The sequence below is a fragment of the Streptomyces turgidiscabies Car8 genome (assembly GCF_000331005.1).
Classification (GTDB): Bacteria; Actinomycetota; Actinomycetes; order Streptomycetales; family Streptomycetaceae; genus Streptomyces; species Streptomyces turgidiscabies.
In genome coordinates, this window is the sequence record NZ_AEJB01000656.1 from 1 (window position 1) to 17,599 (window position 17,599).

At 70.4% G+C, this 17,599-nt stretch carries 13 protein-coding genes, 4 tRNA genes and 1 pseudogene; 10 read left to right on the forward strand and 8 right to left on the reverse strand.

Going from position 1 to position 17,599, the window contains the following annotated elements; genetic code table 11:
- Window positions 1-164: 164 nt before the first annotated feature.
- The 5 genes from STRTUCAR8_RS45955 to STRTUCAR8_RS45975 all read right to left on the reverse strand — a co-directional run bounded on the left by STRTUCAR8_RS45955 (window position 165) and on the right by STRTUCAR8_RS45975 (window position 5,169).
- A tRNA-Asp gene (locus STRTUCAR8_RS45955) sits at window positions 165-239 on the reverse strand.
- A gap of 126 nt (window positions 240-365) precedes the next feature.
- Window positions 366-4,424, reverse strand: coding sequence for an ATP-dependent RNA helicase HrpA (gene hrpA, locus STRTUCAR8_RS45960; RefSeq protein WP_006383402.1), 4,059 nt, complete (start codon window positions 4,422-4,424; stop codon window positions 366-368).
- Between the two features lie 84 nt (window positions 4,425-4,508).
- On the reverse strand, window positions 4,509-4,940 hold the full coding sequence (locus tag STRTUCAR8_RS54985; protein ID WP_234372754.1) for a hypothetical protein: 432 nt from the start codon (window positions 4,938-4,940) through the stop codon (window positions 4,509-4,511).
- Window positions 4,941-4,986: 46 nt separating this feature from the next.
- Window positions 4,987-5,063 (reverse strand) — tRNA-Phe (locus tag STRTUCAR8_RS45970).
- Between the two features lie 31 nt (window positions 5,064-5,094).
- Window positions 5,095-5,169: transfer RNA gene (locus tag STRTUCAR8_RS45975), tRNA-Asp, on the reverse strand.
- Between the two features lie 432 nt (window positions 5,170-5,601).
- On the opposite strand from STRTUCAR8_RS45975, the gene STRTUCAR8_RS45980 reads away from it, so the two are divergent.
- The gene (locus STRTUCAR8_RS45980) at window positions 5,602-6,609 is read left to right on the forward strand and encodes a Ppx/GppA family phosphatase (protein WP_006383403.1); all 1,008 of its coding nucleotides are present in this window, start codon (window positions 5,602-5,604) and stop codon (window positions 6,607-6,609) included.
- A gap of 44 nt (window positions 6,610-6,653) precedes the next feature.
- A complete protein-coding gene (locus STRTUCAR8_RS45985) occupies window positions 6,654-6,845 on the forward strand; it encodes a CsbD family protein (RefSeq protein WP_044474041.1) in 192 nt (63 codons plus the stop codon).
- Between the two features lie 58 nt (window positions 6,846-6,903).
- On the opposite strand, the gene STRTUCAR8_RS45990 is transcribed toward STRTUCAR8_RS45985, so the two are convergent.
- Window positions 6,904-7,734: an ANTAR domain-containing protein gene (locus tag STRTUCAR8_RS45990; protein ID WP_006383395.1), complete on the reverse strand. Its 831-nt coding sequence runs from the start codon at window positions 7,732-7,734 to the stop codon at window positions 6,904-6,906.
- Between the two features lie 165 nt (window positions 7,735-7,899).
- Between STRTUCAR8_RS45990 and STRTUCAR8_RS45995 the strand changes: the two genes are divergently transcribed.
- The 6 genes from STRTUCAR8_RS45995 to nrfD all read left to right on the forward strand — a co-directional run bounded on the left by STRTUCAR8_RS45995 (window position 7,900) and on the right by nrfD (window position 14,968).
- Complete coding sequence (locus tag STRTUCAR8_RS45995; protein ID WP_006383405.1) at window positions 7,900-8,283, forward strand: helix-turn-helix transcriptional regulator; 384 nt, start codon at window positions 7,900-7,902, stop codon at window positions 8,281-8,283.
- 151 nt (window positions 8,284-8,434) lie between these two features.
- On the forward strand, window positions 8,435-9,448 hold the full coding sequence (locus tag STRTUCAR8_RS46000) for a DNA topoisomerase IB (RefSeq protein ID WP_006383401.1): 1,014 nt from the start codon (window positions 8,435-8,437) through the stop codon (window positions 9,446-9,448).
- Between the two features lie 98 nt (window positions 9,449-9,546).
- Entirely contained in the window at window positions 9,547-9,828 is a 282-nt protein-coding gene (locus STRTUCAR8_RS46005) for a hypothetical protein (RefSeq protein ID WP_006383398.1), read from the forward strand.
- Window positions 9,829-9,867: 39 nt separating this feature from the next.
- Window positions 9,868-13,113, forward strand: coding sequence for a formate dehydrogenase (gene fdh / locus STRTUCAR8_RS46010; RefSeq protein ID WP_006383396.1), 3,246 nt, complete (start codon window positions 9,868-9,870; stop codon window positions 13,111-13,113).
- The gene (locus STRTUCAR8_RS46015; protein ID WP_006383400.1) at window positions 13,110-14,033 is read left to right on the forward strand and encodes a 4Fe-4S dicluster domain-containing protein; all 924 of its coding nucleotides are present in this window, start codon (window positions 13,110-13,112) and stop codon (window positions 14,031-14,033) included. The genes fdh and STRTUCAR8_RS46015 overlap by 4 nt, the downstream gene beginning before the upstream one ends.
- A complete protein-coding gene (nrfD, locus tag STRTUCAR8_RS46020) occupies window positions 14,030-14,968 on the forward strand; it encodes an NrfD/PsrC family molybdoenzyme membrane anchor subunit (protein ID WP_006383404.1) in 939 nt (312 codons plus the stop codon). Before STRTUCAR8_RS46015 ends, nrfD begins: the two co-directional genes overlap by 4 nt.
- Window positions 14,969-15,034: 66 nt before the next feature.
- On the opposite strand, the gene STRTUCAR8_RS46025 is transcribed toward nrfD, so the two are convergent.
- Together STRTUCAR8_RS46025 and STRTUCAR8_RS46030 are read right to left on the reverse strand one after the other, a co-directional pair.
- Window positions 15,035-15,107: transfer RNA gene (locus STRTUCAR8_RS46025), tRNA-Glu, on the reverse strand.
- A 48-nt stretch (window positions 15,108-15,155) separates the two neighbouring features.
- A complete protein-coding gene (locus tag STRTUCAR8_RS46030) occupies window positions 15,156-16,757 on the reverse strand; it encodes a metallophosphoesterase family protein (protein ID WP_006383399.1) in 1,602 nt (533 codons plus the stop codon).
- A gap of 115 nt (window positions 16,758-16,872) precedes the next feature.
- Here STRTUCAR8_RS46030 and STRTUCAR8_RS46035 point away from each other — a divergent pair, with 115 nt between their 5' ends.
- Both STRTUCAR8_RS46035 and STRTUCAR8_RS46040 read left to right on the forward strand, forming a co-directional pair.
- Window positions 16,873-17,223 (forward strand): metallopeptidase family protein, encoded by a 351-nt coding sequence (locus STRTUCAR8_RS46035; protein WP_006383406.1) that lies wholly within the window; start codon window positions 16,873-16,875, stop codon window positions 17,221-17,223.
- A 143-nt stretch (window positions 17,224-17,366) separates the two neighbouring features.
- Window positions 17,367-17,599 (forward strand): annotated as a pseudogene (locus STRTUCAR8_RS46040) (hypothetical protein); the annotation flags it as partial.

The window sequence follows — 17,599 nt, forward strand, 5'->3', positions numbered from 1 at the left end:
CTCTCGTACATCACCTGCGGTCCTGACGGGATCTGCCGCATCGGATTGCGGCTCCGCCGCGGGCGCGGCCCCCACCTTGGCAGGGTGGCGAGCGCGCCGGCGGTGGAGTTGTCGCACGAAGAAGGCCCGCGTCCGGTGTCGGATGCGGGCCTTCTTCTTTACTGCGGTCCTGACGGGATTTGAACCCGCGGCCTCCACCTTGACAGGGTGGCGAGCACTCCAAACTGCTCCACAGGACCAGGTTTCGCGGCACTTGATGTTGCGCTGTGCTGCGAAAAGAGACTGTACAGGAGGGTGGGCCCGGGAGCGAACTCACCCAGCGTACCGACCCCGTTACGGCTCCGGCGGCCGTTTTGCGGGGTTTTCTACGGGGCCTGCGCGTCGATCGCCTTCACGATCCGCTTGTCCGACACCGGGTACGCCGTGCCCAGCGCGTGGGCGAAGTAGCTGACGCGGAGTTCCTCGATCATCCAGCGGATGTCCGTGACCGCCGAGGGCACCGGGCGGCCCTGCGGCAACTGCTCCAGCAGCCACGCGTACTCGTCCTGCATCTCGTGCACCTTCTCCATGCGGGAGGTGTCCCGCTGGACGTTGGTGGGCATCTGCTGCAGGCGCCGGTCCGCGGCGACGAGGTAGCGCATCAGGTCGGGCAGCCGCCGCAGGCCGACCGCCGTCACGAAGCCGGGCCGTACGAGGCCGTCCAGCTGCTTGCGTACGTCCGCCAGGTTCGGGAGGAGCACGGCGCTGCGTACGCCCTTCAGGCGGCGCTCACAGGCCTGCCAGGCGGCCAGCACCTGCTGCACCTGGCCGACCGTACGGACCGTCGTGTCGACGATCTCCGCGCGGACCTTCTCGTACAGCTTCCGGTGGGACTCCTCGTCCCAGGCGGGGCCGCCGAAATCGGCGATCAGCTTGTCAGCCGCGGCCATCGCGCAGTCGTCGAACAGGGCCTGGATCGAACCGTGCGGATTCGCCGACAGCGCGAGCTTCTGAACATTCGTCAACTTCTCGGACGCGAACTTCGCTGGATTGACCGGGATGTTGCGCAGAACGAGCCGCCGGGTGCCCTTCCACATGGCCTGCTGCTGCTCGGCCTCGGTGTCGAAGAGGCGTACGGAGACGGTGTCGCCGTCGTCGACCAGCGCCGGGTACGCCTTCACCGGCTGGCCGGCTCTGCGGGTCTCGAAGAGGGGCGTCAGGGTGCCGATCGACCAGTCCGTCAGGCCGGTGCGCTCCAGGGACTCGCCGCCGGAGCGCTCGGCGGTGGCCGCCGCGGCCTGCGAGATGGCCTGGCGGGCCTTCGGCTTGAGCCGGAGGCGCAGGACCTCCAGGTCCTTGTCCTCGTCCAGCTTGCGGCGCCGCTCGTCGACGATCCGGAAGGTGACCCGGAGATGGTCCGGGATGCGGTCCCAGTCGAAGTCGTCGGCGGTGAACGGAACGCCGACCATGCGCTTCAACTCGCGGGCCATGGTGACCGTCAGCGGCTCCTGGAGGGGCGTCGAGGTGGCCAGGAAGCGCTTGGCGAAGTTGGGCGCCGGGACGTAGTGGCGGCGGATCGGCTTGGGGAGGGAACGGATGAGCTCCGTCACCAACTCCTCGCGCAGGCCCGGGATCTGCCAGTCGAAGTTCTCGTCCGTCACCTGGTTCAGCACCTGGAGCGGGACATGGACGGTCACACCGTCGGCGTCCGCGCCCGGCTCGAACTGGTACGTCACACGGAACTTGAGCGGTCCCTGGTGCCAGCTGTCCGGATAGTCGTCCTTGCTGACGTCCCCGGCGCGCTCGTTGATGAGCATCGCCCGCTCGAAGTCGAGGAGTTCGGGCTCCTCATGACGTTTGTGCTTCCACCAGGAGTCGAAGTGGGCGCCGGACACGACGTGTTCGGGGACGCGCTCGTCGTAGAAGTCGTACAGCGTCTCGTCGTCGACCAGGATGTCCCGGCGCCGGGCCCGGTGTTCCAGCTCCTCGACCTCGGTGAGGAGCCGGCGGTTGTCGGCGAAGAACTTGTGGTGCGTCCGCCAGTCGCCCTCGACCAGCGCGTTCCGGATGAACAGCTCACGGGACGCCTCCGGGTCGATACGCCCGTAGTTCACCTTCCGCTGGGCGACGATCGGTACGCCGTACAGCGTCACCTTCTCGTACGCCATCACCGCGGCCTGGTCCTTCTCCCAGTGCGGCTCGCTGTAGGTGCGCTTGAGGAGGTGCTCGGCGAGGGGCTCGACCCACTCCGGCTCGATCCTCGCGTTGACGCGGGCCCACAGTCGAGACGTCTCGACGAGTTCCGCCGACATCACGAAGCGCGGGGGCTTCTTGAAGAGGGCGGAGCCGGGGAAGATCGCGAACTTGGCGTTGCGGGCGCCGACGTACTCGTTCTTGCCGGAGGCGTTGCGGGGGCTGTCGCCGGTCGACGTGGACGCTCCGGCCGTGCCGCTCGTGGACTTCGGTACGTCCTTCATCCCGATGTGGGAGAGGAGCCCGGCCAGGAGGGAGACGTGGACGCTCTGCTCGGGGGCGTCGTCCTCGTTGGGGTGGATGCCCATCTGGCGTGCCACGGTACGGAGTTGGGTGTAGATGTCCTGCCACTCGCGGATGCGCAGGAAGTTCAGGTACTCCTGCTTGCACATCCGCCGGAACGACGACGAGCCGCGTTCCTTCTGCTGCTCCCGCACGTACCGCCAGAGGTTGAGCAGGGCGAGGAAGTCGGAGGTCTCGTCCTTGAAGCGGGCGTGCTGCTGGTCGGCCTGCGCCTGCTTCTCGGCGGGGCGTTCTCGCGGGTCCTGGATGGAGAGCGCGGCGGCGATCACCATGACCTCGCGGACACAGCCGTTCTTGTCGGCCTCCAGGACCATCCGGGCCAGCCGGGGGTCGACGGGCAGCTGCGCGAGCTTGCGGCCGGTGTCGGTGAGCCGTCTGCGCGGGTCCTTCTCGGTGGGGTCGAGCGCGTTGAGCTCCTGGAGGAGCTGGACGCCGTCGCGGATGTTGCGGTGGTCCGGCGGGTCGATGAAGGGGAACTTCTCGATGTCGCCCAGACCGGCGGCGGTCATCTGGAGGATGACGGAGGCGAGGTTCGTCCGCAGGATCTCGGCGTCGGTGAACTCCGGGCGGGCCTCGAAGTCGTCCTCGCCGTAGAGCCGGATGCAGATACCGTCCGACGTACGTCCGCAGCGGCCCTTGCGCTGGTTGGCGCTGGCCTGGGAGATCACCTCGATGGGCAGCCGCTGGACCTTGGTGCGGTGGCTGTAGCGGGAGATACGGGCGAAGCCGGGGTCGATGACGTACTTGATGCCCGGCACGGTGAGCGAGGTCTCGGCCACGTTGGTCGCCAGAACGATCCTGCGGCCCGTGTGCTGCTGGAACACGCGGTGCTGCTCGGCGTGCGAGAGGCGGGCGTAGAGCGGCAGGACCTCGGTGAACCGGTAGTTCCTCTTGGTGATCGCGTCCGCCGTGTCGCGGATCTCGCGCTCGCCGGAGAGGAAAACGAGGATGTCGCCCTTGCCCTCGCCCTGGAGTTCCTCGACGGCGTCGCAGATCGCGGTGATCTGGTCACGGTCGGAGTCGTCCGAGTCCTCCTCCAGGAGCGGGCGGTAGCGGACCTCGACCGGATACGTACGGCCGCTGACCTCGACGATCGGGGCGTCCCCGAAGTGCCGGGAGAAGCGCTCGGGGTCGATGGTCGCCGAGGTGATGACGACCTTCAGGTCCGGGCGCTGGGGGAGGAGCTGGGCGAGGTAGCCGAGCAGGAAGTCGATGTTGAGGGACCGCTCGTGGGCCTCGTCGATGATGATCGTGTCGTAGGCGCGCAGCTCGCGGTCGGTCTGGATCTCGGCGAGGAGGATGCCGTCCGTCATCAGCTTGATGACCGTCGCGTCCTGGTTCACCTGGTCGGTGAACCGCACCTTCCAGCCGACGGCTTCACCGAGAGGCGTGTCCAGCTCCTCGGCGACCCGCTCGGCGACCGTACGGGCGGCGATACGACGGGGCTGCGTGTGCCCGATCATGCCGCGTACGCCCCGGCCGAGTTCGACGCAGATCTTGGGGATCTGGGTGGTCTTCCCGGACCCGGTCTCACCGGCGACGATGACGACCTGGTGATCACGGATGGCGGCCGCGATCTCGTCCTTCTTCTGGCTGACGGGCAGCTGCTCGGGATAGCTGACGGAGGGCACACGGCTGCGCCGCTCGGCCATGCGCAGCTCGCCCTTCGCGACCTCCGCCTCGATCTCGGCGAGGACGGCGGCACGGGCTTCCGGCTTGCGGATCCTGCGCGCACCCTCGAGCCTGCGCCCGAGCCGGTGCGCGTCGCGCAGGGACAGCTCGGTCAGGCGGGGGGCGAGATCGCCGAGGGCGGGAGCGCCGGGGGTGGAGGGCCCGGTGGCGCTGACGCCGGGACCGTGGCCGGGGGCGGAGGCAGGGTGCGTAGACATACGCGGTCCAGGATCTCACCTCGGCCAAATTACTGGCGAACCCTTTTGTCGCCGGGCCCCGCCTAGGCTCCAGCGGGCCGGTCCTCAATCACCGGACGGGTCGACCGGACCTACCGGGCGGACCGGGCCGGCCTGCTGCGGTACCGGGGCCACCGGAGCTGCCGGGGGCATCGTGCGGGCGCTCGTGTCGCCGAGGGCGATCGATTTCGCGGTGTTGGACACCGCCTTGATGCTCAGATAGGCCGTTGTCATCGTGCTGACGGCTGTGAACGCCGAGGTCAGGATGCCCACGATCACGGCCGAGTCGCCGTGCAGTCGCCACACGCCGAAGACCGCCACTCCGGCGATGGCGACGTTGCTGATGACCACAGCCAGGAGTCCGTACAGCGCACGGCTCTTCTCCAGCCCGTCGTGACCCTGCTCGGCCTTCGCCCCGCCCCGAACCATCGTCCCTGCCCCCACCTCGTACGTTCTGCGGACCAGCGAGAACGTAGCGCCGCCCGCATCGTCTGCCAAGCGTGAGCACGACGAAGGCCCCGTCCAACTGGACGGGGCCTTCGGGTGGTGGCTGGGGCCGGGATCGAACCGGCGACCTATCGCTTTTCAGGCGATCGCTCGTACCAACTGAGCTACCCAGCCACGAGGTTTCACGTGGAACATGCAACCTCAGCGGTCCTGACGGGATTTGAACCCGCGGCCTCCACCTTGACAGGGTGGCGAGCACTCCAAACTGCTCCACAGGACCTTGCTGTTGTGCGCGACGTAAGTCTCGCACACCGTGTCGTGTGCTCCCAACGAGATTTCCCGTCGTGAACCGACACCGACTGCGAGTGTCGGACTGCCTGGTCGCCGTGGCCGATCTGGTGGTTCTGGGTGACCGGTTGGGGCTGTGGGCGTGCCGATGTCGCTGGAAAAGCGTATCAGACCACGGGGGATGCTCCGCGCAGGCGACAACGCAGGTCGGGGGCGTGCGGTCGGGGTTCCCGAGGGATTCCGGAGGGGGTCCGGAGGGAGTCCGGAGGGAGTCCGGAGGGGGTCCGGAGGGAGTCCGGAGGGGGTCCGGAGGGAGTCCGGAGGGGGTCCGGAGGGAGTCCGGAGGGGGTCCGGAAACGATCGGAGCGCGTGGCGGCGCGGGTGCCGGGGGCGTGGGTGGCGCCGTGCAGGGTACTTCGCCGACATGCGGATGAGCGTGCTGGATGTGGGTTCGAACACGGTTCGGCTGGTGGTCGCGGACACCCGTAACGGTGTTCCCCTGCCGGCGCACACGGCCAAGTGGCGGCTGCGGTTGTCCGAGCAGGTGGAGCACGACGGAGTGATCCCCGAGGAGTCCGTGCGCCGGCTGGTGAAGGCGGTCGCGTCGGCCGCCGCGACCGCCCAGCGGTGGGGCGCGGGCGGGCCGCTGGCCTTCGCGACGGCGGTCGTACGCGCCGCGCCGAACCGGGCCGACGTGCTGCGGGCGGTGCGGGACGAGACCGGCGTACGGCTGTGCACGCTGCCGGGAGAGGTCGAGGCCGAGCTGACGTTCCTGGGTGCCCGGCGGTGGCTGGGCTGGCAGGCCGGGTCCCTCGCGCTGTTCGACATCGGCGGCGGCTCCCTGGAGGTGGCGTGCGGGAGGGGCAGGCTGCCCGACTTCGCGGCGTCGCTGCCGCTCGGCGCCGGCCGGCTGACCCGGGAGTTCCTCGCCGGCCAGGATCCGCCGTCGGAGGAGGACCTGAGGGCGCTGCGCCGCCGGGTGCGTCATCAGTTGCGGGACGTGGCCGCGCGGCTCAGGTGGGAGGGACCGCACATGGCGGTGGCGACCTCTCGGACCTTCCAGCAGCTGGCCCGGCTCTGTGGGGCCGCACCCGGCCGCCAGGGTGTCTTCGTGACGCGGCAGCTGACGCGAGGAGAACTCCGCGCCTGTCTGCCCCGCCTCGCGGCCCTGCCGGCGGCCGAGCGGGCGGCACTTCCCGGGGTCTCCGCGCCGCGGGCCCTGCAGAGTTTGGCCGGAGCGGTGGTCGGGCACACGGCGATGAAGCTGACGGGCATCAAGAAGCTCACCATCTGCCCGTGGGCCATCCGCGAGGGAGTGTTACTGCGGTGCATCGAGGACGGTGCGTCGTGGTGGGCGGAGATCACCCGGGAAAGGGACGAGCAGGCGCCCGTGGGGCCCACGCCGCTGCGGATCGCGGCTCCGGAGGCCTGATGCGCCGGCGCCTCCCGGGCCCCCCGACAACTTACGGAGGAGCCATGGTGGACAAGGGCCGTACCGACAAGATCAAGGGCAAGGCCAAGGAGATGGCCGGCAAGGCCACGAGCGATCACGAGCAGGAACTCGAAGGCAAGCTGGAGCAGGCTCGCGGCGAGGCCAAGAAGATCAGGGGCGAGACCCAGGAACGCGCGGAGAAGGCCATGCGCGAGAGTCGGCGGGATCGCGGCTGAGCAGCTGGTGCAGAGGCCGACTCAGGTGCCGGGCCATGACCCGGCACCTGAGGTCGGTTCAGGGGTGGGGAGAGAGTTCCGCCGGGTCCTCCGGTGGTGACGGTGGCGTCCGGAGGTCGGCGACCGTCTCCGCGATCCGCAGCCGGAACGCCTCGGGGAGGGCGTCGCCCGTGACGGCGCCGACGAGGCTGTCGGCCACCTCGTGCAGCTTGGTGTTGGTGTTCTGGGAGACCGTGACGAGCACCTTCCACGAGTCCTCGGCACTCAGACCGAACGACGCCATGAGGACGCCCCGGGCGAGGTCGATGACCGGCCGCGTCTGCATGGCCCGCCGCAGCTGAACCACCTCGATCCGCAGATCCTGGTCGGTTTCGCCGAGAGGTACGCCCTCGGCGCCGAGGGCGAGGGCCGAGGCGGGGTGCGCGGCGGAGTCGGCGGCGGAGTCTGCGGTGGGGTCCGTGGCCGGGACTCCGCCGGTTGCGTCGGCTCCGCTCACGCGTTCGGTCTCCGAGCCCTCGCCCATGCCGGCGAACAGCGGCAGCGTGCCGGTGATCGAGAAGAGCCGGAGCGCCGCGGCGCCCGCCGACCGAATGGTGATGATCTTGCCCTCTTCGAGGGCGTGCCTCCGGAGCCGCAACAGCACGTTGAGCCCGGAACAGTCACAGAAGTCGACGCCGCTCAGATCGAGGTCGATACCGCGCTCCGAGCTGGCCAGGGCCTGGCGCAGACCCCTGTGCAGGGCCTGCTCCGTGACGAGGTCGATCGCGCCCGTGACCACGACGAGCGTCGCGTAGCCCTCGGGGCGGGTCTCGATCCCGAGCAGCGGTGCGGGGGCGTCGCTCGACGGAGGGGCGAGCGGCGCCGGGGCCGGGGGGACTTGGTTCGCCACCTTGAACTCCGTAGAAACTGCGCGGTCTGACATTGCGGCCACTCCGTAGGCGTCGGGCAGTTCGTGGCACTTCAAGCCTCTGTCCGAGAGGTTCGTACGTCAAGAGATACATGAAACAAAGTTCGGCCTTTTGAATACGTGAATCGAACGGCCTATGCTGTCGACATGCGTGGAGTACCCGAATCACACACAGGGTGGACGTTCCTCACCAACCACTCCCGTGTCCTGGCTGCGATCGCGGAGAATCCCACCGTCCGCATCCGTGACATCGCCGCACGGTGTCGCCTCACCGAGCGTGCCGTCCAGAAGATCGTCTCGGATCTGGAGACGGCCGGTTATCTCACCCACACTCGGCAGGGACGCTCCAACGCGTACCAGATCGAGGGGGGAACGATCCTGCGCCATCCCGCCGACGAGGGACTGAGCGTGGCCGAGCTGCTGTCGCTCCTCGCCCGGCACGATGACGAACACGTCGACGAACACGGCAACGACCGACGCGAGCTGCAGTCGACGGCCCCGCACGCGCGAAGCTCCGAAGACGATCAGTGACGCGAGACGACCAGTGACGCGTTGAGTGTCGTCCCGGTCCGTGTCGGCTTCGTCCGGCGTGATCGGGGAACCCGTTCCTCGTGGAGACCACGTGGGACATGCGGGGCGCGGGTGGCGTCGACCGTGCCCCGTGCGGCGCCGGGGGTGCCGCGTGCGGCTGAGGCGGAGTGATCCCGATGGCCCCGGCATCACCAGGGCGCGCTGCGGTCGGGGCTTCCGCTACCGGGGCGTCGACGGGCTGGCCGTCTCGGACGCGGCGGAGAAGCTGCGGCTGCGGGGGCTGGTCGTGCCGCCCGCCTGGCAGGACGTGTGGATCTGCCCCTGGCCCAACGGGCACATCCAGGCCATGGGTACGGACAGCGCGGGGCGCCGCCAGTACCTCTACCACCAGCACTTCCGTGAGCAGCAGGAAGCGGCCAAACACGACCACGTCCTGGAGGCCGCCAGGACCCTCCCCGAACTGCGCTCCCGGGTCGCCGCCGACCTCGCCGCGCGCGGTCTGTCCAGGGATCGGGTGCCGGCCTGCGCGGCCCGCCTGCTCGACCTGGGGTTCTTCCGGATCGGCAACGAGTCCTACCGGCGCGACAACGACTCGTACGGGCTGACCACCCTGCTGAAGGAGCACGCGTCCTGCCGGGGAGGGGAGGTCTCCTTCACCTTTCCGGCGAAGAGTGCCAAGGAGCAGTCCCGGACCCTGGTCGACGGCCCCGTCTACCGGGCCCTGTGCTCCCTCATGCGCCGCGGTGGAGGCGGGTCCCGGCTCTTCGCGTACTGGCAGGGAAACGCCTGGCGCGAGGTGCACGCCGAGAATCTGAACTCCTACCTGCGGGAGCGTTCGGGTACGGATCTCACCGCCAAGGACTTCAGGACCTGGCACGCCACCGTGCTCGCCTCCGTCGCCCTCGCCGTGTCCGTCCAGGTGTCCGACGGTTCCACGACGGCCCGGCGACGGGCGGTGACCCGCGCGGTGCGGGAGGTGAGCGAGTACCTGGGAAACACGCCCGCCGTGTGCAGGGCGTCGTACATCAAACCCCGGACGGTCGAGCTCTTCGAGCAGGGCCGGACCATCGCCCCCGCCCTCGACCGGCTGGGCGCGGACGCGTCCTTCGGGCACCCCGCCACCCAGGGCGACATCGAGGCGGCGGTCCTGCGGCTCCTGGAGTGATGGCGGGCGCCCCCCTGGGTACCCGCTGGTGCGACCGGTCCCGCCGACGAGAGCGACCAGTGCGACCAGTGCGACCAGTGCGACGAAGGGACAGCGCAGTGAGCGACCACCCCACCCCCACCCCCGGGGACGACGGGAAAGGGACACCGGAAAAGGAGTCCCGCCCGAATCCCGTCCCCAGGGACCTGCCCGACCAGCAGGCGGGCGCCGACGAGGACCCCTGGGACCTGGACGACGACGCCCAGGAGGCGACCGGGCCGGACGAGCGGCCCGACCCGGAGGTCCCCGACACGGACGAGGCCGGTACGGGCAGGCGCGGCGCCCCCCACTCCGGCAGTCCGCGCCCCGAGCAGCCCGTACCCGACGAGCCGACGGCCTGACCTCCCCGCCTGGGACCCCGGCCGCCGAAAGGACACACCATGGGTGTGCGCAAGTGGGTCAGCGAGTGGCCCGTCAGCCGTCAGCTCACCGGCCCGGACACCCTGGGCCGCGGCCGGGCCGCCATGTCGGAGCGCACCCAGCAGCTCAGACCCCGTACGGACACCGCCGACCGGGTGGTGAGTTCCGTCTGCCCGTACTGCGCGGTCGGCTGCGGCCAGCAGATCTACGTCAAGGACGACAAGGTCGTCCAGATCGAGGGCGACCCGGACTCGCCGATCAGTCGGGGCCGGCTCTGCCCCAAGGGCTCCGCCACCCTCCAGCTCACCACCGGCACTGCCCGCCGCCACCAGGTCCTCTACCGGCGGCCGTACGGCACCGACTGGGAGCCTCTCGACCTGGAGACCGCCATGGACATGGTGGCCGACCGGGTGGTCGAGACCCGGCGCCGGACCTGGGAGTGGGAGTCCGAGGGGCTGCGCACCGCCCGCACGCTCGGTATCGCCAGCCTGGGCGGGGCGACCCTCGACAACGAGGAGAACTACCTGATCAAGAAGTTCCTCACCGGCCTCGGCGTGGTCCAGGTGGAGAACCAGGCCCGCGTCTGCCACAGCTCGACCGTCGCCGGGCTCGGCACCTCCTTCGGGCGGGGCGGCGCCACCACCTTCATGCAGGACCTCCAGCACTCCGACTGCATCGTCATCCAGGGCTCCAACTTCGCCGAGGCGCACCCGGTCGGCTTCCAGTGGGTCATGGAGGCCAAGGCGCGTGGGGCCAGGGTCATCCACGTCGACCCGCGCTTCACCCGCACCAGCGCGCTCGCCGACCTGCACGTACCGATCCGCGCGGGCAGTGACATCGCCTTCCTCGGCGGGATCGTCAACCACGTCCTGACCGAGGAGAAGGACTTCCGCGAGTACGTCCTCCACTACACCAACGCCGCCACGCTGGTCGGCGAGGACTTCCGCGACACCGAGGACCTCGACGGCGTCTTCTCGGGGCTCGACGAGGACGAGCACCACTACGACCCGGCGAGCTGGCAGTACGCGGACGTCGAGGTGCAGCAGCCCACCGGCGAGGTCGACGAGCAGTACGAGGAGCGCGTCGGCGCTTTCGGCGGCTCCGAGACCCACGGCTCCGGCGGCGCCCGCACCGGCCCCTGGCCGCCCACCGACCCGACCCTGCAACACCCGCGCTGCGTCTACCAGATCCTCCGCCGTCACTACGCCCGCTACACACCCGAACTGGTCGAGGACGTCTGCGGAGTGCCGCGCGAGACCTTCCTCCAGGTGTGCGAGGACCTGACCGCCAACTCGGGCCGGGAACGCACGAGCGCCTTCGTGTACGCGGTCGGCTGGACCCAGCACTCGGTCGGCGCCCAGTACATCCGCGCCGCGAGCGTGCTGCAGCTGCTCCTCGGCAACATCGGCCGTCCCGGCGGCGGGATCCAGGCGCTGCGCGGCCACGCCTCCATCCAGGGCTCCAGCGACATCCCGACCCTGTACAACCTGCTGCCCGGCTATCTGCCCATGCCGCACGCCCACGCGCACGAGAACCTGGACGCGTTCATCGAGGCCAGCCGCACCGAGAAGGGCTTCTGGGGCGACATGCGGGCCTACTTCGTGAGCCTCCTGAAGGCCTACTACGGCGACGCGGCCACCGCCGCCAACGACTTCTGCTTCGACCACCTGCCACGCCTGACCGGCTCGCACTCCACCTACGACACGGTCATGGCCCAGCTGGACGGCGTCTGCAAGGGCTACTTCCTGATGGGTGAGAACCCGGCCGTCGGCTCGGCCAACACCCGCCTCCAGCGTCTGGGCATGGCGAACCTGGAGTGGCTGGTCGTCCGCGACTTCTCGCTGATCGAGTCGGCGACCTGGTGGCAGGACGGCCCGGAGACCGAGACCGGTGAGATGCGCACCGAGGACATCGGCACCGAGGTGTTCTTCTTCCCGGCCGCCGCGCACACCGAGAAGTCCGGTTCCTTCACCAACACCAACCGCTGGCTCCAGTGGCACCACGCGGCCGTCGAACCCGAGGGCGACGCCCGTAGCGACCTCTGGTTCATGTACCACCTGGGCCGCCGCATCAAGGAGAAGCTGGCCTCGTCCCCGGACCCGATGGACCGGCCCGTACAGGACCTGACCTGGGACTACCCGGTCGACGGACCGCTACGGGAACCGATCGCCGCCGCCGTGCTCGCCGAGATCAACGGTCACGGCCCGGACGGGGCGCCGCTGTCCGCGTACACCGAGCTCAAGGACGACGGCTCGACGAAGTGCGGCTGCTGGATCTACTGCGGGGTGTACGCCGACGGCGTCAACCGGGCCGCCCGTCGCACCCCCGGCGGCGAACAGGACTGGGTGGCCGCCGACTGGGCCTGGGCCTGGCCCGCCAACCGGCGCATCCTCTACAACCGGGCCTCGGCCGCCCCCGACGGCACCCCGTGGAGCGAGCGCAAGGCGTACGTCTGGTGGGACGAGGCCGAGGGGAAGTGGACCGGGTACGACGTCCCCGACTTCGTGCCCGACCGCGCACCCGACTACGTACCGCCCGACGGCGCGACCGGCCCGGACGCCCTGCGCGGTGACGACCCGTTCATCATGCAGGCCGACGGCAAGGGCTGGCTGTACGCGCCCGCGGGCCTGGAGGACGGCCCGCTGCCCACGCACTACGAGCCGCAGGACTCGCCCTTCACCAATGCCCTGCACCCCTCCACACCGCGTTCCCCCGTAAGGCAGTTGCTGCCCCGGGAGGGCAACCGCTACCACCCGAGCGGCGACGACAAGGGCGCCGAGGTCTTCCCGTACGTCGTCACCACGTACCGTCTCACCGAGCACTTCACGGCGGGCGGCATGAGCCGCTGGTCGCCGTATCTCTCCGAGCTCCAGCCGGAGTTCTTCTGCGAGATCTCGCCCCAACTGGCCGTCGAACGCGGGCTGGAGCACATGGGCTGGGCCACGATCGTGACCGCCCGCAACGCGATCGAGGCCCGTGTCATGGTCACCGCGCGGATCACCCCGCTCACTGTGCGGGGCCGCACGATCCACCAGATCGGGCTGCCGTTCCACTGGGGCCCCAACGGCGTGGCCACCGGCGACGCGGCCAACGAACTCGTCGCGATCGCCCTCGACCCCAACGCCCATATCCAGGAGGACAAGGCGCTCACCGCCGACATCCGCCCAGGACGCCGACCACGCGGTCCCGCCCTGCCGGAACTGGTCGCCGAGTACCGCAGGCGCGCGGGCATCACGGACACCACGGGGACGGAGACCAGGAAATGACGGACCGTCAACTCGCCCTTGAAGCGGGGCATCCCGAACCACCGCCCCGTGTCGGCTTCTTCACCGACACCTCCGTCTGCATCGGCTGCAAGGCCTGCGAGGTGGCGTGCAAGGAGTGGAACGCCATCCCCGAGGACGGGCTCACCCTCAGCGGCATGAGCTACGACAACACGCAGGGCCTGGGCGCCTCCACCTGGCGCCATGTGGCGTTCATCGAGCAGCAGACGCCGCCCGCGCCGGACGGGCGCACCCAACTCCCCTTGCTGGCAGGCGAGTCCGAGGCGACCCCCGCGGAAGCGACAGGATCCGGTGGTGAGTTGCGCTGGCTGATGTCGTCCGACGTCTGCAAGCACTGTACCCACGCCGCCTGCCTGGATGTCTGCCCCACCGGCTCGCTCTTCCGGACCGAGTTCGGCACGGTCGTCGTCCAGGAGGACATCTGCAACGGCTGCGGCTACTGCGTCCCCGCCTGCCCGTACGGCGTCATCGAGCAACGCCCGGACGACGGCCGGGCGTTCAAGTGCACGATGTGTTACGACCGGCTCGGCGCCGGTCAGGAGCCCGCCTGTGCCAAGGCCTGTCCCACGGAGTCCATCCAGTTCGGCCCGCTCGACGAACTGCGCGAGCGCGCCGCGCTCCGGGTCGACCAGCTCCAGGAGGCCGGGGTGGACGGCGCCCGTCTCTACGGCCACGAACCGGACGACGGGGTCGGCGGCGACGGCGCGTTCTTCCTGCTCCTGGACCGGCCCGAGGTGTACGGACTGCCGCCGGACCCGGTCGTCACCACCCGCGACCTCCCCACCATGTGGAAGCACGCCGGCGCTGCGGCCCTGTCCCTGGCCGGGGGCATCGCCCTCTCCTTCGTGCTGCCGGGGCTTCCCGGACTCCCCGGACTCGCGCGGCGGAAGGCGACCCGATGAGTGACCGGATGAGTGGCCGGAAGGGCGGGCGCCGGGGAGAGCAACTCATGGTCCCGCGTGCCGAGTTCGAGTCGTACTACGGACGCCAGATCATCAAGGCGCCCTCCTGGTCCGCGCTGGACATCGCCGGTTACTTCTTCCTGGGCGGCCTCGCGGGCGCCGGTTCGGTGCTGGCGGCGGGCGCCCAGCTCACCGGCCGTACGACGACCGCCGCCGCGATGAAGGTGTCCTCCCTCGCCGCGATCTCCCTGTCCGCCGCCGCGCTCGTCCACGACCTCGGGGTGCCCAGCCGCTTCCCCAACATGCTCCGGGTGTTCAAGCCGACCTCCCCTATGAGCGTGGGCTCCTGGCTCCTCGCCGGATACGGCTCGGTCGCGGGCGCGGCGGCCCTCACCTCCGCCACCGGCCGGCTGCCCAGGACAGGTACGGCGGCCACGGCGACGGCCGCGCTGCTCGGCCCGGCGGTCGCCTCGTACACGGCGGTCCTGGCGGCGGACACGGCCGTCCCCGCCTGGCACGGAGCTCACCGCGAACTCCCGTACGTCTTCGTCACGTCCGCGACGGCCGCCGCCTCCGGGATGGCCCTGATCCTCGGGCCCACGGCCGAGACAGCACCGGCCCGCCGCGCCGCGACGCTCGCCGCGGCGGCCGAGGCGGTGGCACTCAGGGCGGCCGAGAAGCGGCTGGGGATGGTGGCGGAGACCTATCACGAGGGCCGTGCCGGCACCCTGCTGCGCGCCGCCCGGCTGCTCACCGCCGCCGGTGCCGCGAGCGGACTGCTGCTGGGACACCGCAGCCGTCCGGCGGCCGTGGCGGGCGGTCTGGCCCTGCTCGCAGGCTCGGCCTGCACCCGCTTCGGCGTCTTCGCGGCCGGAGTCGCCTCGGCCGAGGACCCCAGGTACACGGTCGTGCCGCAACGACGACAGCAGCCGTAAGAATCCGCCGTGAAGCACGAATGGCGGCCACCCCTGATACAGGATGCCGCCAACCGTTTTTACCTGTGCCCCCAACGGGATTCGAACCCGTGCTACCGCCTTGAAAGGGCAGCGTCCTGGGCCGCTAGACGATGGGGGCGAGGACGTGAGAATCATAGGTGATGCCGGGGACGTTCGCCAAAACGGTTTACGGGCTCGGAACGGAGGACCTCGAAGGCGAACCCGAAGGTGAGGGGACCGGCGTCGCGCCCGGCTGGTTCTCCTTCGGGAGATGGCGGCTCACCTCCGCCGTGGTCAGTCCGAGCCCGCCCAGTTTGATCTCGTCCCAGGCCTGCAGGCGGCGCGTGTCGCGGTCCAGGTAGATGACGGACGCCTCGATCTGGTCCGGGTTGCGCTTCTCCAGGGCGCGCAGTCCGCTGCCGCCCGTGGAGCCCTCGATCCGCAGCCGCGTCCCCTTCTTCATGACCTCCATCTCCGCGTGGTGGAGGTGCCCGGCCAGTACGAGCGGTACCTCGCCGTCCGTCCGCCGGGCCGCGTTGGGCTCGTGGACCATCGCGATGTCGACCGGGGTGCCCAGGGTCCGCTGGTCGCGGATGGCAGAGGCCAGCCGGTCGCCCGCCAGCTCCTGGGCCCGGCTGCCGTCCTGCTCGCCCGCCGAGCGGTCCGGCGTGAACTGGGGATCGCCGATGCCCGCGAAGCGCACCCCCGCGACGGTGACCGCGCGGCCGTCGTCCAGGACGCGCACGTTCTTCATGCGCTGCAGATAGCGCTGGGTGAGCCGCGAGTCATGGTTGCCGCGCACCCATACGTACGGGGCGCCCAGGTCCTTGATCGGGTCCAGGAAGCCGTTCTCGGCGGCCGTGCCGTGATCCATGGTGTCGCCGGTGTCGACGATGACGTCGATGTCGTACTGCTCCACCAGCGACGCGATGATCTTCCAGCTCGCCGGGTTGAGATGGATGTCCGAGACGTGCAGGACACGGATCGTGGCCGGGTCGGGCTGGTAGGTCGGGAGCGTGGACGTGACGTCGTAGAGCTTCGTCACGTTGGTCACCAGGCGCGCCAACTCCTTCTGGTAGACGTCGAACTCGGTGACGATGCTGCGCGCGTTGCCGACCAGGGAGGGGGCCGACGACAGCAGCCCGGAGAACTTCGGTTCCAGGACCGACTTGGGGTTCCAGGTCGCGTACGCCGTCGCCCCCGACGCCATCAGGAGGGTGAGGGCGAGGCCGCCGGCCGCCAGGGCGCGGCGGGGGCGGCGGTAGACCGCGAGGCCGAGGGCGGTGGCCCCGGACACGACGGCCACGCAGGAGCGGACGGCCAGGTCGAGGGTGCCGTGCCCGACGTCCTCGGCGACCTCGTCCTGGAGTCCGGACAGGCGTTCGGGGTGGTCTACGAGGGCCTGGGCGCGGACCGGGTCGAGCTGGTCGACGTTCACGTCGAGGCGGACCGGCGCGGTGTGGCTGTTCAGCTCCAGGGCGCCCAGCGGGGAGACGTTGATCTTCGTGCCGCCGGTGAGGGACGGACGCAGAGTCATCGTCGTGTTCATCGGGCCGACCGGTGCGCGTACGTTGCCGACGATCAGCAGCCCCAGCCAAGCACCCAGAAGGACCACCGCGACCAGGCCCAGAGCACGGGTCCAGGGGTGCGGCGGACTGACCAGCTCGGCGGCCGGGTGCGCGCGACGGGCGCGGTAGGGGCCGGTGAGCGCGGTCAGGGGGCGGCCGAGGCGGCCGGTGGTGGTGCCGGTGCTTTCGGGGCGCGGGGTGTTGGCGGGTACGCGTGCCATTGGTCCCGTATGCCCAATGCCGGACGCGGCTATGCGGGGTGACACAGAGCGCTGCTTTCCGCAGAGCGCGGGTCCGTGAGTCCCGTACGGGCGGCCCGTACCGGACAATGGGCGTGTGCTGGAGATGACGCGCGAGGAGTTCGAGGAACTGGTCGCCGAGTCCCTCGACCGGATTCCGCCGGAGCTGACGAGGCTGATGGACAACGTGGCGGTGTTCGTCGAGGACGAGCCGCCGACGGACGATCCCGAGCTGCTCGGGCTGTACGAGGGGACGCCGCTCACCGACCGCGGGGAGTGGTACGCGGGGGTGCTGCCCGACCGGATCACGATCTACCGGGGTCCGACCCTGCGGATGTGCGAGACGCGGGACGACGTGATCGCGGAGACCGAGGTGACGGTCGTACATGAGATCGCTCACCATTTCGGGATCGACGACGAGCGGCTGCACGCGCTCGGCTACGGCTGACCGGCCAGGGGGCGGCGGGGGCCACGGGGCCGCGGCTGTCACCGGGCCGGGCGTGCGGAGGCCCCCGAGGGGCGCGTGTCTTCTTGTGGGCGACGGGAGTTGAGCACCTTGACTCCTCGACTCCCCACCGGAGGTGGCTGCTCGTGCGCCCCTTGCATGTACCTGTCCGACTGGCCGCCACGGTCGTGGCCGTCGTCGCCGCCGCCGGCTGCATGAGCGTGGGCGACGGCGACGCCGGCCAGGTCAAGCCCTCCCACAGCGCGGGCCAGAAGGGCGCGAAGGCGCCCGACGGGGGATCGGCGGTGACCGGCGGCGGCGGTTCCGGGTGGGCCGGCGGATCCGGGGGTGACGCGAAACACGGGCACGGGAAGGACAA

Coding starts and splice junctions, on each gene's coding strand:
- hrpA (WP_006383402.1), bottom strand. CDS start 4,424: ATGTCTACGCACCCTGCCTCCGCCCCCGGCCACGGTCCCGGCGTCAGC.
- STRTUCAR8_RS45980 (WP_006383403.1), top strand. CDS start 5,602: ATGCGGATGAGCGTGCTGGATGTGGGTTCGAACACGGTTCGGCTGGTG.
- STRTUCAR8_RS45985 (WP_044474041.1), top strand. CDS start 6,654: ATGGTGGACAAGGGCCGTACCGACAAGATCAAGGGCAAGGCCAAGGAG.
- STRTUCAR8_RS45995 (WP_006383405.1), top strand. CDS start 7,900: ATGCGTGGAGTACCCGAATCACACACAGGGTGGACGTTCCTCACCAAC.
- fdh (WP_006383396.1), top strand. CDS start 9,868: ATGGGTGTGCGCAAGTGGGTCAGCGAGTGGCCCGTCAGCCGTCAGCTC.
- STRTUCAR8_RS46015 (WP_006383400.1), top strand. CDS start 13,110: ATGACGGACCGTCAACTCGCCCTTGAAGCGGGGCATCCCGAACCACCG.
- nrfD (WP_006383404.1), top strand. CDS start 14,030: ATGAGTGACCGGATGAGTGGCCGGAAGGGCGGGCGCCGGGGAGAGCAA.
- STRTUCAR8_RS46030 (WP_006383399.1), bottom strand. CDS start 16,757: ATGGCACGCGTACCCGCCAACACCCCGCGCCCCGAAAGCACCGGCACC.